7 protein-coding genes are annotated in these 17,135 nt (G+C 68.5%); 3 read left to right on the top strand and 4 right to left on the bottom strand.

What is annotated here, in order from left to right:
* Window positions 1–293 precede the first annotated feature (293 nt).
* Window positions 294–542: a hypothetical protein gene (locus P0Y43_RS13375; RefSeq protein WP_275637723.1), complete on the top strand. Its 249-nt coding sequence runs from the start codon at window positions 294–296 to the stop codon at window positions 540–542.
* 14 nt (window positions 543–556) lie between these two features.
* Complete coding sequence (locus tag P0Y43_RS13370) at window positions 557–829, top strand: DUF3077 domain-containing protein (RefSeq protein WP_275637722.1); 273 nt, start codon at window positions 557–559, stop codon at window positions 827–829.
* 47 nt (window positions 830–876) lie between these two features.
* On the opposite strand, the gene P0Y43_RS13365 is transcribed toward P0Y43_RS13370, so the two are convergent.
* Complete coding sequence (locus P0Y43_RS13365; protein ID WP_275637721.1) at window positions 877–2,109, bottom strand: acyl-CoA dehydrogenase; 1,233 nt, start codon at window positions 2,107–2,109, stop codon at window positions 877–879.
* 141 nt (window positions 2,110–2,250) lie between these two features.
* Here P0Y43_RS13365 and P0Y43_RS13360 point away from each other — a divergent pair, with 141 nt between their 5' ends.
* On the top strand, window positions 2,251–3,189 hold the full coding sequence (locus tag P0Y43_RS13360) for a LysR family transcriptional regulator (protein ID WP_275637720.1): 939 nt from the start codon (window positions 2,251–2,253) through the stop codon (window positions 3,187–3,189).
* A gap of 109 nt (window positions 3,190–3,298) precedes the next feature.
* Here P0Y43_RS13360 and P0Y43_RS13355 read toward each other — a convergent pair whose 3' ends face one another.
* The 3 genes from P0Y43_RS13355 to P0Y43_RS13345 form a co-directional block, all read right to left on the bottom strand.
* Window positions 3,299–5,839, bottom strand: a complete 2,541-nt coding sequence (locus P0Y43_RS13355; protein WP_430540249.1) for a TonB-dependent siderophore receptor — start codon at window positions 5,837–5,839, stop codon at window positions 3,299–3,301.
* Window positions 5,840–6,184: 345 nt separating this feature from the next.
* Window positions 6,185–9,364: a non-ribosomal peptide synthetase gene (locus tag P0Y43_RS13350; protein ID WP_275637719.1), complete on the bottom strand. Its 3,180-nt coding sequence runs from the start codon at window positions 9,362–9,364 to the stop codon at window positions 6,185–6,187.
* On the bottom strand, window positions 9,361–17,135 hold a 7,775-nt coding region (locus P0Y43_RS13345), incomplete at its 5' end, for a non-ribosomal peptide synthetase (RefSeq protein ID WP_275637718.1). The genes P0Y43_RS13350 and P0Y43_RS13345, both read right to left, overlap by 4 nt.

Here is a 17,135-nt window from a genome sequence, read left to right as displayed (position 1 = left end):
TAGGCCGCGTCCTACTCCTTGCGTTATTCCCGACGAAATACCCTACGCAACCTGTCGAACACCGTCTGATTGTCCAGGGAAACCCCGCCCTCTAGGCTCTCCGGGTCGCTGAATGGTTCCGCGACCGGGTGTGGAAACCTGTTCAATCCCATGATGCTGTCGTTACGGCAGTTGTGCGCGGGAGGCCGCAAGGCCTGCCGGGTTTTCATGGGCCTGGTTTTCCACCCCGTGTACAACTGCCACCCTTTACGTGTGGAAACGGACGGGTGCGCTTTTATCCCATGAGAGCTGCCATGAAAAAAATCGTCCCCGACCCACCCCGCCTCCAACTGATCAACACCCTCTATTCCTCCCTCCACCCCGACCTCAGCCCACCCGACGCCCTCGCCGTCGCCAACGAGCTACTGCTGGGCATCGCCGAAACCCTCGATGAATACTGCCGCGCCAACGCTGGCCTGCCGGGCCTGAACCGGCTGACCAATGCCGGCCATTCGGCCGATACCGCCCACACGCTGATCGAGCACGCGCTGGCGCGACTGTAGCCAGGGAGTGAAGCATGAACGATAAGATGAAACCCGGTGTAACGGTAGGCGTCGAGACCTTCTGCGAGGCCGGTGAAACGCCGCTGCACCTGTTCCGGGTCATGCCCGGCGTGCCGTTCGACGATGCCTACGAGCAGGTGTCAGTGCTGCTGGGGTACATCAAGCACCTGGTACGCGAGGGGGATATGGAGGATGACCACCGATTGCTGGGCGCCGCGGACTACCTGAGCGCGTTCGCCAAGGCGATCATGGATGACATCGAGATCGCCCGGAACAAGCTGCACTGACCCGCAGGCTTGCCGCAAGAAGCGTCTTGCGGCAAGCCCGGCCCGGCTCAGGAATGACTGCTACGCAGCATCTCCTTGGGCACGTACTTGCCAATCTCGTACTTGCCGATCGCCGCCCGGTGCACCTCGTCCGGCCCGTCGGCCAGGCGCAGGGTACGCTGCATGGCGTACATATAGGCCAACGGGAAGTCCCCGCTCACCCCTGCCCCGCCATGCATCTGGATCGCCCGGTCGATCACCTGCAACGCCACGTTCGGCGCCACCACCTTGATCTGCGCGATCTCGCTGCGCGCCACCTTGTTGCCGACGGTGTCCATCATGTACGCCGCCTTCAAGGTCAGCAGGCGCGCCATGTCGATTTCCATGCGCGAGTCAGCGACCTTGTCGACGTTGCCACCCAGCCGCGCCAGCGGCCGGCCGAAGGCGGTGCGACTGACCGCGCGCTTGCACATCAGTTCGAGCGCACGCTCGGCCATGCCGATCGAGCGCATGCAGTGATGGATACGGCCTGGGCCCAGACGCCCCTGGGCGATCTCGAAGCCGCGGCCTTCGCCGAGCAACACGTTCTCGTAAGGCACCCGCACGTTCTCGAACAGCACCTCGGCGTGGCCGTGGGGCGCGTCGTCGTAGCCGAACACCGGCAGCGGGCGGACGATCTTCACGCCGGGCGCGTCGGTCGGCACCAGAATCATCGAATGCTGCTGGTGACGCGGGCCGTCCGGGTTGGACAGGCCCATGAAGATCATCACCCTGCAGCGTGGGTCGCAGGCGCCGGAGGTCCACCACTTGCGGCCGTTGATCACCCACTGGTCACCGTCGCGCACGGCGGTGGCGGCCATGTTGGTGGCGTCCGACGAGGCCACGTCCGGCTCGGTCATGGCGAACGCCGAGCGGATCTCACCGCGCAGCAAGGGCTCCAGCCACTGCTGCTTCTGCGCCTCGCTGCCATAGCGCACCAGCACTTCCATGTTGCCGGTGTCCGGCGCCGAGCAGTTGAACGGCTCGGGGCCGAGCAGCGAGCGGCCCATGATTTCGGCCAGCGGCGCGTATTCTAGGTTGGTCAGCCCGGCGCCGTATTCGGACTCCGGCAGGAACAGGTTCCACAGGCCCTCGGCGCGGGCCTTGGCCTTGAGCTCTTCCATGATCGCGGTGGGCTGCCAGCGGTCGCCCTCGGCGACCTGGCGCTCGAACACGGCTTCCGCCGGGTAAACGTAGGCGTCCATGAACGCGGTGACGCGCTCGCGCAGTGCCTGGACCTTGGGCGTATAGGCGAAATCCATCGGGGCTACCTTCACGGGATGAAGAACATGCAGCAGAGCCTAGAGCAGCCAGCGCCAATCCACCTAGTCTATTTTCGGCGTGTATTAACATTCATAACCGATATATGATCGGCCAATAACATTCACAAGAAGAGCGGCGCCATGAACCTCAGCAAGGTCGACCTCAACCTGTTCATCGTCTTCGACGCCATCTACACCGAAGCCAACCTGACCCGCGCCGGGCAGATCGTCGGCATCACCCAGCCGGCGGTGTCCAACGCCCTGTCGCGCCTGCGCGAGACCTTCAACGACCCGCTGTTCGTGCGCACCGCCCAGGGCATGGTGCCCACGCCGATGGCGCAGAACATCATCGGCCCGGTGCGCAACGCCCTGGCGCTGCTGCGCACCTCGGTGCAGGAAAGCCGCATCTTCAACCCGCAACAGGCCAACAAGACCTTCCGCATCAGCATGACCGACCTCACCGAGGCGGTGATCCTGCCGCTGTTGTTCCAGCGCCTGCGCCGCCTGGCGCCGGGGGTGGTGATCGAGAGCTTCCTGTGCAAGCGCCGCGAGACCACCAAGGAGCTGGCCGCCGGGCGCCTGGACTTCGCCGTCGATGCGCCGTTGAACACCGACCCGCAGGTACGCCACGTGAAGTTGATGCAGGACCGCTACGTCTGCGCCCTGCGCCAGGGCCACCCGCTGGGCGAGGCGAAATTGACCCTGGACGCCTACCTGGGCATGACCCACATCCATATCTCCAGCCGCCGCAACGGCCTGGGCTACGTCGACCTGGCCCTGGGCAAGATGGGCGTGCAACGCAAGATCGCCCTGCGCTCGCAGCACTACCTGATGGCCTCGCAGGTGCTGCAGCAAACCGACATGGTGATGACCGTGCCCGAGCGCTTCGCCCGCCGCCACCAGTTGCGCTACCAACCGCTGCCGGTGGAGGTGCCGGCGCTGGAAACCCACCTGTACTGGCATGAAAGCACCGACCAGGACCCGGCCAACCGCTGGATGCGCGAGCAGATCATCGAGTTGTGCCAGCAGGTGGTGGCGCAGGACCAGCGGGAGATCGCCGCAGAGGCGGTGCCGGGCTGAAAGGGGTATGTGCCTGCGCCCCGCGATAGGGCCGGCACTGACACCCCGCCCAAAACACAACACCCCGGCAAGCCGGGGTGTTGTGCGTCTAGCTAGTCAGCCCCCTCGATCACTCGAAGTGCCCACGCAGCGTCAGCATGAAGTTGCGCGGCTCGCCGTAGTAGTTGCCGTACTCGGAGGTGCCCACCGACGCATAGTACTTGCGGTCGAACAGGTTGTTGCCGTTCAGCGCCACGGTCCAGTTGTCGTCGATCTTGTACTCGACCATCGCGTCATACACCGCGTAGCCCGCCTGGCTGAACTTGTAGTCCTGGCTGTCGATGATGTCGCCGCTGACCGGGTCGAAGCGGTACGCCTGGCCCGCCACGTAGGTGGCGCTCTGCGCGGTCACGCCGCCGCCCACACGCACGTCGGACAGCACGCCCGGCAGGGTGTACATGGTCCACAGTTTGAACAGGTGCTTGGGCGTGACGGTGCTGTACAGGGTCTCTTCGGTGTCGTTGTGCACCTGGTTGTAGGTGTACCCCGCCATGATGTCCCAGCCCGGCGCGATCTCGCCGGTGGCTTCCAGGTCGATACCCTTGCTGATGATCTTGTCCTGGTTCAGGTAGCAGCACGAGGCGCTGTAGCTGAACAGCGGGTTCGGGTAGGCCGGGTCCTTCGCCGCCTGGTCTTCACGCTTGGTGTAGAACAGCGCGGCGCTGACGTTCAGCGCGCCACCGAACAACTCGCCCTTGATGCCGGTCTCGTAGGTCTTGCCTGTCATCGGGTCCAGCGAGCTGGACGAACCCTGCGGGCCCTTGAGCTTCTGCGCCTGGGGCTTGAACACTTCCGAGTAGCTGACGTAGGTCGACCATTCGTCGTTGAGCGCGTAGATCAGGCCGCCGTAAGGGACCAGGGTGGTCGGCTCGCGATCGGACACGTTGTCCTGCGGCACCCAGGCGCCAACGCCAGAACGTGGGCGGGTGGCGTAGGCCTGCTCGAACTTGTAGCGCTGGGCACGGGCACCGACCACCAGCTTCAGCGGGTCGGTCAGTTGCAGGCGCAGGGTCGAGTACACGCCGTACTGCTCGCGGGTGTTCGGGTAGTAGTCGCGGTAGAAGTTGTGGTTCGACGCCTCGCTGGCCAGCGGCGAGGACTGCGGGTCCCACAGGTTGATCAGGCTACCCAGTGCGGTCTTGCCCTGGGCGGCGCGCCAGCGGCTGGTGACCTTCTGGTAGTCGGCGCCGAGCAGGAACTCGTGGCGACGGTCGAAGGCGTCGAAGTTGCCCGACAGGTTGACGTCGAACACCGACTGCTTGCTCCAGCTGGAGACGTAGCTGCCCCACCAGTACGGGCCGGTGTTGGTGGTCTCGTCCACCGAGCCGTAGGGGATCACGCCCTCGGTGGTGGAGTGGTTGTAGGAGTAGGTGTACGAGGTGTTGAGCTTCCAGTCCTCGTTGAAATAGTGGTCGAGCTTGGCGAACCACTCGCGGCTGTAGCTATCGGACCAGGCGTGGTTGGTGGTGTACCAGGTGTGCCGTGGCAGGCCCAGGTCGCCACCGGTGCTGTAGCGCGGCAGGCCGTCGCCGGTGCCGTTCTCCTTGAGTTTGTCGTAGCTGCCGCCCAGGGTGACCATGGTGTCGTCGGTCAGGTCGGCTTCCAGCACGCCGTAGAGAAACGGCTTCTCGGTGCTGCGGTTGTCCATGAAGTACTGGCGGTCGGTGTAGGCCGCGACCATGCGCCCGCGCAGCTTGCCATCGAAGGCCAGCGGGCCGGTCAGGTCGACTTCGGTGCGGTAGTTGTCCCAGGAGCCGGCCGAGGTGTTGAGATTCAGCTGGTAGTGGTCCAGCGGGCGCTTGCGCACCAGGTTGACGATGCCGCCGGGGTCGCCGGTGCCGCCCAGCAGGCCACTGGCGCCGCGCAGCACTTCGACGTGGTCGTAGGCGGCCATGTCGTACTGGCGGTCACTGTAGAAGGTGCCGACGCCGGTGCCGATGTCCATCGGCGAGGCGCCGTCGATCTGCACGTTGTCGATGCCGAAACCGCGCGAGTAGAACTGCTGGGAGTGGTAGTTGTTGTTGCGCACGGTGATGCCCGGGGTGCGCTTCATCGCTTCGGGCAAGGTGGTGATGCGCTGGTCCTCGATCATCTGCTGGCTGATGATCGACACGGTCTGCGGGGTTTCCTTGAGGCTGGTCGGGGTCTTGGAGCCGACCGAGACGAAACCGGTGGTGTAGGAGCCGGTGTTCTCGGTGGACTGGCCCATGCCCTGGCCGACGATGGTGGTCGCGCCCAGCTCCAGCGCCGCGCCGCTGCCGGCGGTACTGCTGATGATGACCGTGTCGTTCTCGATGCGGTACGACAGGTTGGCGCCGCGCAGCATCACGTCCAGTGCCGCGCTGGGTTCCATCTTGCCGGACACGGCGGTGGAACGCTTGCCGCTGACCAGGCCAGGCTCGAACAGCAGTTGCAGGCCGGTCTGGTGGCCGAGCTGGGTCAGTGCTTCGCTCAGCGGTGCCGAGGGGATGTCGACCTGCTTGATTTCGGCCTGGGCGATATTGGCCATGCCCAGGGCCAGGCCCAGAACCATGACCGATGCCGAGGTGCGCCAGCGTGACGCTTCCCAGAAGGAAGGACGGCGCGCAAGCCTTGCCTGTTCAGATTTCATGTTGTGAATCACTCCGTACGCTCTTGTGTTGGACTGCCACCGACTCTTGGGCCGGCTGATCGAAATGCCTGATGTCCCTGGCAAAACCCCCTCCCAGCGGGCGGGCTGGCGACGCGAGTCGCACCTGCTCGCTGACTAGACGAAGGCCACTTGAGCGAAATTAGGAATATTTATCTTTTGCGCTTGATCACGAGTTGCGATTGGCGGGATTGACAGCGGGGCGTTTGGGAAAGGAGTGGGTCTGCAAAGGCCCTATCGCGGGGCGAGCCCGCGCCTACAGGGGATGCGTTGTCCCTTGTAGGCGCGGGCTTGCCCCGCGATAGGGCCAGCCCTGCGGGCGCGGTGTCAGCTACCCTGCAACTGCCGCGCCTTCTCCAGCAGGCGGGCCTTGTCTTCCGGGCTCATGGCGTCCAGGCGCAGGCGCGCCTGGGCGAGCTTCTCCAACTGCCCCGGCGCGCCTTCCTGCAAGCGCAACGCCCGGGCCAGCGCCGCGGGGCTGGGGTTGTCGAACACCACCCCAGGGTGCACCTCGCACTGCAACAGCTTGCGAATGCCCGCCACCAGCTTGATCACCAGCAACGAATGCCCGCCCGCAGCGAAGAAGTCCTGCTCCACGCTCAAGCGCTCGCTGCCCAGCAACTGCGCCATGCGCTCGGCCAGCACCTGCTCCAGGGCATCGCGCGGCGCCACGTAGGCCTGCTGCGCAGCCCCCACATCGAGCGTGGCCAGGGCCTGGCGGTCGATCTTGCCATTGCCCAGGCGCGGCATGCGCGCCAGCCCATGCACCTGACGCGGCACCATCACCGCCGGCAGGCGCTGCGCCAGTTGGGCCTTGAGCACGCTGGCCCAGCCCTCCCCCGGCTCGCCCACGGCGGTGACGAAGGCCAGCGGTTCGTGCTGAGCGTCCAGCACCACCGCCGCTTCGCTGACACCGGCCAGCGCCGCCAGCTCGGCCTCGATCTCTGCCAGCTCGACACGGAAACCGCGCAGCTTCACCTGCTGGTCGGCACGCCCTTGCAGGACGATGCCGCCTTCGGGGCGATAGCGGGCGAGGTCGCCCGTGCGGTACAGCCGCGCGCCCGGCTGCAGTGGGTGCTCGACGAACGCCTCGGCCTGTTGCTGCGGGGCATTCAGGTAGCCGCGGGCCAGTTGCGCGCCCGCGATGTACAGCTCGCCCAGCTCACCCGCCGCCACCAGCTTGCGCTGGGCATCGAGCACCAGCACCTGGTTGTTGGCCAGCACCTGGGTCAGCGGCACCGCGTTGCTGTCGAGGTCCGCCTGGCTGATCGGGTGCACCAGCACGCCGACCGTGGTTTCGCTCGGCCCATAGTGGTTGAACAGGCGCACGTCCGGGCGGATGCGCAGAATGCGTTCGACCAAGGCGGGGGCTACCGCCTCGCCCCCCAGGACCAAGGTCGCCGGCAGCACCGGGGTCGGGGTTTCCAGCAAGGCCGCCAGGTGCGACGGGACGATCTTCAGGCAGTCGATGCCCTGCCCCTCGATGAACCCGGCGAAGGCCTGGCCGTCCTGCACCGTGGCCTCATCGGCCAGGTGCAGCGCGGCGCCGTGGTACAGCGCGCCGAACAGCGTGGTATGGCCAAGGTCGGCAACCACGCTGGTGCCGAAGGCGAACCGTCGGCAGGCGTCCAGGCCCAGCGCCGCGCTGGCAGCGGCCACGTAGTTGAACAGCGCGCCGTGCTCGACCGCTACCGCCTTGGGCGTGCCGGTCGAGCCGGAGGTGAACAGCACATAGGCCAGGTCGGTCGCGCTGACCGCAGGGCGCTCAGCCAACGCCTGCGCCTCACCGTCGAAGCGCACGTCGCCCAGATCCAACTGCGCGGCCTCGACCGGCAGCGCAGCCTCGCCCACCAGCAAACTCGCACCGGCCTGCTCCAGCAGCAGCGTCAGGCGCGCCGCTGGCCACTGCGGGTCGAGCGGCAGCCAGGCCGCGCCCAGACGCCAGGCCGCCAGCGCCGCCACCAGCCACTGCGCCGAACGCGGCAACGCCAGCGCCACCCGCTGCCCGGCGCCCACACCGCGCGCGGCCATGGCCGCCGCCAGGTGCTGCACGCGACGCTCCAGTTCGGCGTAGCTCAGGGTTTGAGCAGCGCTCACCAGTGCCGGGGCATCCGGGGTGACCGAGGCCCACTCGGTGATGCGCTGGGCCAGGGTCAGGCGCGGGTCGATGGCCTCGGCTGGCGGGTTGAACGCCAACAACCGCGCACGCTCGGCCTCGCCCAGCAGCGGCAGGTCGAAGGCGGCGGTCGACGGCGCGGCGACGATGCCGCCCAGCAGCACCTGGTACTGCGCCAACAGCCCGGCGATGGCCTGTGCGCTGTAGTGCTGGGTAAGGTACGCCAGGCTCAGTTGCTGCACCGCACCTTCGCCATCCAGGCCCACTTCAAGGGCCAGCTCGAAGCCCGGCGCCAGGCCAGCCGCGACGCTGGGCGACCACTGCGCGCCCTTGGCCTGTGCGGCGCCCGCCAGGCGGCGCACGGCGAAGCCATGGACGGGCTGCGTGCCACGGCCTTCGGCGCTCCAGTATTCCTGCCAGGTGCGATGCTGTTCGAGCACCCCGGCCAGGGGCGCCAGGCACTGCTCGAACGGCAGCGCCGGGTCTAAGGCGAGGTGCAGCGGCAGGGTCTTCTCGAACAGGCCCAGGGTCTGGTCGAAGAATTCATAGTCGGCGCGGCCATCGTGGCGCCACCCGGCAATGAACGCCGTGCGCCCGCTCAGGCGTGCCAGCAGCAGCCACCAGGCCGCTTGCAGCACGGTGTCGGCGGTCACGCCATGGTGTGCGGCCAGGGCTTGCAGAGCTTCGCGCAGTTCGCCCGGCAGCGACGCCACGACCTGCGCCACGCCCCCCTCCCCGGCTTGGCCACCTTTGCGCCGGTAGGGCAGGCCCGGCAGCGCCGGCGCGCTGTTGCCCAGGTGCGCCTGCCAGTATTGCGCGGCGTGCCCGGCGTCTTCGTCCAGCACCACTTCGGCGCGCCATTCCAGGTATTGCTCGAACTGCCCGAGTTCTTCGTCGGCGCCAGCCGGCCCCTGGGTGTAGGCCTGCACCAGTTGATCGAGCAGCAACGGCAGGCTGCCGGCATCGACCAGCACACGTGGCAATGCCAGGGTCAGGTGCCATTGCCCGCCCTCCAGGCGCTGCAACAAGGCCTGGAATTGCGGGCCTTGGGTCACCGGGCGCTGCAACCACTGGGCGCGCTGTGCGGCGGCGGCGCTTTCCGGCTGGGCCGGCTCCTCGACCGTCACCGCCACCTGCGCCGGGCGCGCAGCGGGGAACTGGCGCAGGCCGTGGTAGCCGGCGACCGCGCCGATGGCGCTGGTCAGTACCTGCTGGCGCAGCGCCAGGTCGTCCAGCGCGGCGTGCAGCGCGGCCAGATCCAGGTCACCGCCGATGCACACGTTCACGACATGGGCCTGCTGCGCCAGCGGGCCCACGGCCTCGCTCCAGTGTTGCTGTTCGGCGAGCAAGGCCAGGCCGGCGCCGAGTTGTTCCAGGTTGATGTCGCTCATGCGTCAGCCTCTTGGGTGAGGGTTGCGGGGCGCTGTGGCGCCTCCAGGGTGCGGCGCTCGACCATTTCGCCCATGGCCACGACGATCTTGCGCGGCCCCTCGAACGGGTCGCGGGCGTGGGCGGCGAGCATGTTGTCGAGCAGGATCACATCGCCCTTGCGCCAGTCGAAGCGCACGGCGCAAGCCTCGTACAGCTCACCGATCAGCGCCATGGTCTGGTCGTCGATCGGCGAGCCATCGCCGTAGTACACGTGGCGCGGCATGCGCTCGATGCCGAACAGCGCCAGCAGGTCCTCGCGCACGTCCGGGTCGAGGCAGTGGATGTGGTGCAATTGCACCTGGTTGAAGAAGGTTTTCTCGCCGGTCACCGGGTGACGGATGATCGCCGGGCATGGCGTGCGGATCTGCAGCTCGTCGTTGTCGAACCAGGTCCACTGGATGCCCGCCGCGCGGCAGCGCGCCTCGACCTCGGCACGCTCGTCGGTCTTGAAGAAGTGCTGCCACGACACGTCCAGGTTGGTGGCGAAGGTGCGCACGTAGAGCAGGCCCTTTTCCTCGAATTTCTCCCGCAGCGCCTGGGGCAGGCGCTGGTACATCTGCCGGCAGTCCACCACCGGCGTGGCACCGCCCACCGGCGACGGCTGCTCGCAGAAGAACAACTGCTTGCGCGGCCAGGTGTCCTGGTGCGAGCTCTCGTTATGGAACAGGATCATCTTGTTCTCGGGGTACGGCGTCGAACGGTAGGTGTTCTTGCCGCCCTCCTTCTTCGGCAGGTCGCCGTACTTGCCGTACAGCCCCGGCTGCACCGCCTCGGCAAACGCCTCGAAGGCGTGGATGTCGTGCATGGCGAAGCCACGGAACAGCAACCCGGCATGGCGCGAGAGCTTTTCCTCGAGCCAGGGGCGGTTGGCCTTGACCCAGCTCACCAGGTCCAGCCCCGGGTCGTTCGGCTCGACCAGCAGCGGGAAGACCTGGGGCGCGGCCAGCAGCGATTCGCGCACGGCGACGGCGGCTTTGTGCTCCGGGGCCTTGGGCTTTTTCAGGAACTTGCCGAGTTTGTCGGCCTTGGGGCTGGCGGCAGCGGCCGGCGCAGCCGCGACGGCGGTGTCCGTGGTCATCTTGAGGTCTCCTAGTCTGATATCCGGCTCGCGCAGGATCTGCTCCAGAATGCGTGTCCAGTCCGTGGCCAGGGCGCGGATGCGTTCGGCGCCGAACAGCTCGCTGGCGTACTGCCAGGTGCCGCGCAGGCCTTCGCCGTCCTGGTCGAGGAACAGGGCCATGTCGAATTTCGAGTAACCGGTCGTGGCCGGCAGCACCTCGACCTTCAGCGCGTCGAGGCTGGCGTCGCGCACCGGCAGGTTGTTCATCACGAACAGCACCTGCACCAGCGGGTTGACCCCACGCTGGCGGGCCACGCCGCTGGCCTCGACGATCATGTCGAAGGGCAGGTCCTGGTGTTCGAAGGCGCCGAGCGCGGTGTCGCGGGTGGCGGCCAGGTAGTCGCCGAAGGTCTGCTGCGCGTGGTAGCGCGAGCGCAGCGGCAGGATGTTGACGAAGAAGCCGATCAGACGCTCCAGCTCCGGGCGCTGGCGCCCGGCGACGTCGGCGCCGACCAGCAGGTCGTCGCTGTGGCTGACCCGGTGCAGCAGCACCTGGAAGGCCGCCAGCAGCACGCTGTAGAGCGTGGTGCCGGCCTGCCCGGCGAGGGCCTTGAGGCCGTGCACCAGCTCGCCGTCGAGCTGCAGCTGCAGGTCGGCGCCGGCGTTGGAGGCGCTGGCCGGGCGTGGCTGGTCGGTCGGCAGCGCCAGCAGGCCCGTGTTGCCCGCCAGGGCCTGGCGCCAGTAGTCGGCCTGCCCGGCCAGCACGCCGCTGTGCTCCAGCGCCAGCTGCCAGCGGGCGTAGTCGCTGTACTGCAGCGGCAACGGTTCCAAACGCGCGGGCTGACCGGCCTGCAATTGGCCGTAGAGTTCGACCAGCTCGTTGACCAGCAGCGACATCGACCAACCGTCGGAGATGATGTGGTGCATGGCGTACAGCACCACGTGCTCGCGCTCGGCCAGGCGCAACACACGGCCCCGCAGCAGCGGCGCGTGGAGCAGGCTGATCGGCGTGCTGGCGTTGCTCAGCACTGCCTCGGCCACCTGGGCCTCCTGCTCGGCGCGGCCCAGGCCGCTCAGGTCGAGCAATGGCAGGTCCATGCTCACCGAGGCCGCGACCACGGCCAGCGGGTCGCCTTCGTCGTCAGCCACATAGGCCGTGCGCAGCACCTCGTGGCGGCGGATCACTTCAGCCAGCGCCTCGCGCAGCAGCGGCACTTGCAGTTCGCCTTTCAGGCGCAGGGCCAGCGGCATGCCGTAGGCGCCGCTGCCGCCGGAGAGTTGCTCGACCACCCACAGGCGGCGCTGGGCCAGCGACAGCGCGGCCGTCGCGCCCTCGCCCGCCGCCACCAGTGCGGGGCCCTGGGCCTGCGCCGGGGCGCCACGCCCTTGCAGGTGCTCGACGAACGCGGCCAGGCGCGGGTGCTCGAACAGGTCGCGCAGGCTCACCGGCACCGCCAGCAGGCCTTGCAGACGCGCGACCACCTGGGTGGCCAGCAGCGAATGGCCGCCCAGCTCGAAGAACTGGTCATCCAGGCCGACCTGCTCGACTTCCAGGACCTGTTGCCAAACGTCGGCGACCTGGCGCTCGAAGGCGGTTCGCGGTGCGCGCAACGACGCCCCCGCAGGCTGCGCCTCCGGCAGCGGCAGGGCCTTGCGGTCGAGCTTGCCATTGGGGGTCAGCGGCAGGCCGGCGAGGAACAGCACGAACGCCGGCACCATGTAGCCCGGCAGTTGCTCGGCCAGGCGAGCCTTGAGCGCCACACGCAGGGTCGCCTGCTCGCCAGCGCCTTGGGGGTGCGCCTGGGCTGCGACGTAGGCCACCAGTTGCGGGCCGCCTTGCAATTCGACCGCCAGCACCGCCGCCTCGCGCACCTGTGGCAGGGCCAGCAGGCGCGCCTCGATCTCGCCCAGCTCGACGCGGAAGCCACGGATCTTCACTTGGTGGTCGACGCGCCCCAGGTACTCGATCACGCCGTCCTCGCGGTAGCGGGTCAGGTCGCTGGTACGGTACAGCCGTTCGCCCGCCGTGCCGAACGGGTTGGGCACGAAGCGCTCGGCGGTCAGCGCCGCGCGCCCCAGGTAGCCACGCGTCAGGCCCGCGCCGGACAAGTAAAGCTCGGCGCCCACACCCAGCGGCGCGGGTTGCAGGTCGGCATCGAGCAGGTAGCTGCCGGTGCCCGGCAGGGGTCGGCCGATGCTGGCGCTGCCACCGGCCTCGCGGCGGGTCCAGGTGGAATAGGTGGTGTCTTCCGACGGGCCGTACAGGTCGTTGACCCGCTCCACGCCCGGCAACTGGAACAGCGCATCCACCAGGCCCTGCTTGAGCGGCTCGCCGGCCAGGTTGATGATGCGCACGCCAGGCGGCACCTGGCCGGCACGCAGCAACGCGGCCAGCGCCGAGGGCACGCTGTTGACCAGGCGCACCTGGTCGCGCGCCGGCAGGTCCGGCAGTGCCAGGGCGTTGCGCGCCAGCACGATGAAGCCGCCGCTGGCCAGGGTGACGAACAGCTCCCACACCGACAGGTCGAAGCACACCGAGGTCGAGGCCAGCACGCCTTGCAGATCGTCGCGGCTGAAGGCCTGCTGCGACCAGTCCACCAGCGCCTGCACGTTGCGGTGGGTAATGGCCACGCCCTTGGGTTTGCCAGTGGAGCCAGAGGTGTAGATCACATACGCCAGATTGTCCGGGGTCACGGCCACCGCGGGCGCGCTGTCCGGGTAGCCGGCCAGCCAGGCATCACCCGGCTGCACCAGCACCACATGAGTGGTGGCATCCGGCGTCAGGCCTTCGAGCACCGACGACTCGGTGATCAACACCTGGGCGCGGCTGTCTTCGAGCATGTAGGCCAGGCGCTCGGCGGGGTAGTCGGGGTCCAGCGGCACATAGGCGCCGCCGGCCTTGAGCACCGCCAGCAGGGCCACCAGCAGCTCGCTGGAGCGTTGCAGGGCGATGCCCACGCGCACTTCGGCGCCGATGCCCAAGCTCACCAGTTGGTGGGCCAGGCGGTTGGCGCGCTGGTCCAGTTCGCGGTAGCTCAAGTGACGGGTGCCATCGATCAGTGCCAGGTGCCCGGGGTCGGCCTGCACCTGGGCGGCGATCAGTTCGTGAATGCAGCGCGCCGGCACCGAGGGTACGGCGCTGGCGTTCCAGTCGCCCAGCATGCGCTGGCGCTCTTCGCCGCCGAGAATCGCCAGCTCGCCCAGCGCAGCGGGGGCCGCAAGCAGGCCGTGCAGCAGCGCCAGCAGGTGCGCGCCGATACGTTCGACCTGCTGCGCGCTGAACTGCTGGCGGTCGAACTGGAACAACAGGCTCAGGTTGTCTTCCACGCCCACCAGCAGGGTCAGCGGCACGCTGGTCTGCTCGCGGGTGTGCACCGCGCCGAAGCGCAGGCCCGCGGGAGCGCCCTGCTGCAGGGCTTCGGCCACCGGGTAGTTCTCGAACACCAGCAAGGTGTCGAACAGGCCATCACCGCCCTGCCCGGCCCAACGTTGGATATCGAACAACGGTGTGTGCTCGTGCTCGCGCAGCGCCACGTTCTGGGCTTGCAACTGCTCGAGGAACGGCCCCGGCGCCTGCTCGGCGCGCGGGCTGACGATCACCGGCAGGGTATTGATGAACAGCCCCACCTGCGCCTCGATCCCCGGCAGCGGCGCCGAGCGCCCCGCCACGGTGGCGCCGAAGGCCACGCCCGGCTGGCCGGTGTAGCGTTGCAGCAGCAGCGCCCAGGCGGCTTGCAGCACGGTGTTGAGGGTGACCTTGTGCTGGCTGGCGAAGGCTTTCAGACGTTGGGTCTGCCCGGCATCGAGCTGGCGCAGGTGCTCGCCATGCCCCCCCTGCTCGGCGACCACCGCTGGCAAGGCGGCGGCCAGGCGGGTCGGCGCGTCCAGGCGTTGCAACTGGGCCTGCCAGAACTGCTCGGTGGCTTGCGCGTCCTGCCCGGCCAGCCAGGCGATGTAGTCGCGGTAGCGGCCCGCTTGCGGGGCCACCTCGCCACCGCTGTAGCGTTGCAGCACCTCGCCCAGCAGTTGGGCGTTGCTCCAGCCGTCCACCAGCAGGTGGTGGCAGGTGTAGATCATCTGGTAGCGCTGTGGGTCCAGGCGCAACAGGCACAGGTCGAGCAGCGGCGCGCGGTCGAGGGCGAAGCCGGCGCTGCGCAGGTCACGGGCCTTGGCGGCGACGGCCTCGGCCTGGTCGGCGCGGCCGCGCCAGTCTTCCAGGGTGAACGGCAGCGCGCGCTCGCGGTACACCACTTGCAACGGACGACCGCCTTCGAGGAAGGCGCTGCGCAGCACATCGTGGGCATCGACCGTGGCCTGCCAGGCGGCGCGCAGGCGCTCGGGGTCGAGGCCTTCGACCGCCACCGAGAGCTGGTTGATGTAGGCGCCATCGCCGGGCTGGTAGAGGCTGTGGAACAGCATGCCCTGCTGCATCGGCGACAGCGGGTAGAGGTCCTGCACGGTGCGCGGGTCGAGGCCCAGGCTGTCGAGCGCGGCTTGGTCGAGGCCGGCCAGCGGTACGTCGGACGGGGTCAGCGCGCCGCTGGCGGCGCAGTGCTCGACCAGCTCGCCCAGGGCCTGGGCGTAGGCGTCGGCCAGGGCCTGCACCGTGGCGCTGTCGAACAGCGCGGTGCTGAACTGCCAGTCCACCCGCAATTCGCCGCCGTAGACCTGGCCGTTGAGGGTCAGCCAGTTGCTCAGCGGCGCGTCGTCAGCCTGCTCCTGGCCGCGCGGCTGGCCGGTCGGCACGAACAGCGCCTCGGGCTGGTCGAAGCTGCCATCGAGCTGGCCCAGGTAGTTGAAGGTGATGCGCGCCGGGGTTTGCGCGGCCAGCGCCGCGCGGGCCTGATCGGTGCCCAGGTAGCGCAGCGCGCCATAGCCCATGCCTTTGTCCGGCACGGCGCGCAGCTGCTCCTTGATGTGCTTGATCGACTCGCCCAGGCCCTGGGCGGGGGTCAGCTTGACCGGGTAGAAGCTGGTGAACCAGCCGACGCTGCGGGTCAGGTCGAGTTCGCGCGACAGCGGCTCGCGGCCATGGCCTTCCATCAGCACGGCCACCGAGGGCTGGCCGCTCCAGCGCGTGACCACCCGCGCCAGGGCGGTCAGCAACAGGTCGTTGACCTGGGTGCGGTAGGCGGCGGGCGCCTCTTGCAGCAGGCGGCGGGTGAGCTGGGCGTCCAGGCGGGTCTGCACGCTGCGCGCGTCACGGGTGAGCAGTGGTTGCGCGGGCGCTGCGCAAGGCAGCCCTGCCTCGACGGCCTGGGCCTGCCAGTAGGCCAGTTGGCCTCGCAGGGCCGGGCCTTGGGCATCGGCTTGCAGTTGCTCGGCCCAGGCTTTGACCGAGTGGGTCTTGGCCGGCAGGCGCTGCTGGCGGTAGGCCGCTTGCAGGTCTTCGAGCAGGATGCGCCAGGACACGCCATCCACGGCCAGGTGGTGGATCACCAGCAGCAGGCGCTGGCTGCCGTCGGCCTGGGTGGCCAGCAGCGCGCGCAGCAGCGGGCCCTGGCTCAGGTCGAGGCTGCGCTGGGCGCGGTCGGCGGCGGCTTGCAACTGGCTGTCGTCGGCGACGGTTTCCTGCCAGAGCAAGGGCGTGGCGTCGAGTTCGGCGAACTGGGCGGCACCGTTCTTAAAACGCAGGCGCAAGGCGTCGTGATGCTCGACCAGGGTGCGCAGGGCGCGCTCCAGGGGCTCGGCGTGCAGGGTTTCGCGGGGGGCCAGCAGCACCGACTGGTTCCAGTGGTGGTGGTTGGTTCGCAGGGTTTCGAAGAACCAGTGCTGGAACGGCAGCAGCGAGGTTTCGCCTGTGACCGGGCCCTGGTCGATGACCACGGGGGCCACGCCGAGCACCGCCACGGTGGCCAGGCTTTGCACGGTCTGGTGCTGGAACAGGTCCTTCGGGGTGAAGCGGATGCCGGTCTGGCGGGCGCGGCTGACCACCTGGATCGAGATGATCGAGTCGCCGCCCAGCTCGAAGAAGTTGTCGTTCAGGCCCACGCGGTCGAGCTTGAGCACGTCTTGCCAGATCGCGGCGATGCGCTGTTCCAGCGCGCTGCGCGGGGCGACGTAGGCTTTCTGCGCGTGGCTGGCGTCGGGCTTGGGCAGCGCCTTGCGCTCCAGCTTGCCGTTGGGGCTCAGCGGCATGCGCTCGATGAACAGCAACTGGGCCGGCACCATATAGTCCGGCAGGGCTTGGCGCAGCGGTTCGCGGAGGGCTTCGCGCAGGGTTTCTTGCGATTCAGGCTGCCACTCGCTCGGCACCACGTAACCCACCAGGGCGCCATCGATGGCCAGCACCACGGCTTCGCGCACCGCGTCCTGCTCCATCAAACGGGCTTCGATCTCGCCCAGCTCGATCCGCAGGCCGCGAATCTTCACCTGGTGGTCGATACGGCCCCGGTACTCGATCACGCCATCGGCGCGCTGGCTGGCCAGGTCGCCGGTGCGGTACAGGCGCTGGCCGCTGCCGAACGGGCTGGTGATGAAGCGCTCGGCGGTCAGCGCCGGGCGGCGGTGGTAGCCCCGGGCGAGGCCTTCGCCGCCCAGGTACAGCTCACCGACCACGCCCGCCGGAACGGGCTGAAGCTCAGCGTCGAGCACGTAGGTTTGCAGGTTGGCGATCGGTTGGCCGATCGGCACGGCATCGCGGCCTTCGTCGCGGCAGGTCCAGTGGGTGA

Origin of the sequence: Pseudomonas entomophila (assembly GCF_029193575.1) — a bacterium.
Lineage (GTDB): Bacteria > Pseudomonadota > Gammaproteobacteria > Pseudomonadales > Pseudomonadaceae > Aquipseudomonas > Aquipseudomonas entomophila_G.
This window is presented reverse-complemented; position numbering and strand designations above follow the sequence as displayed.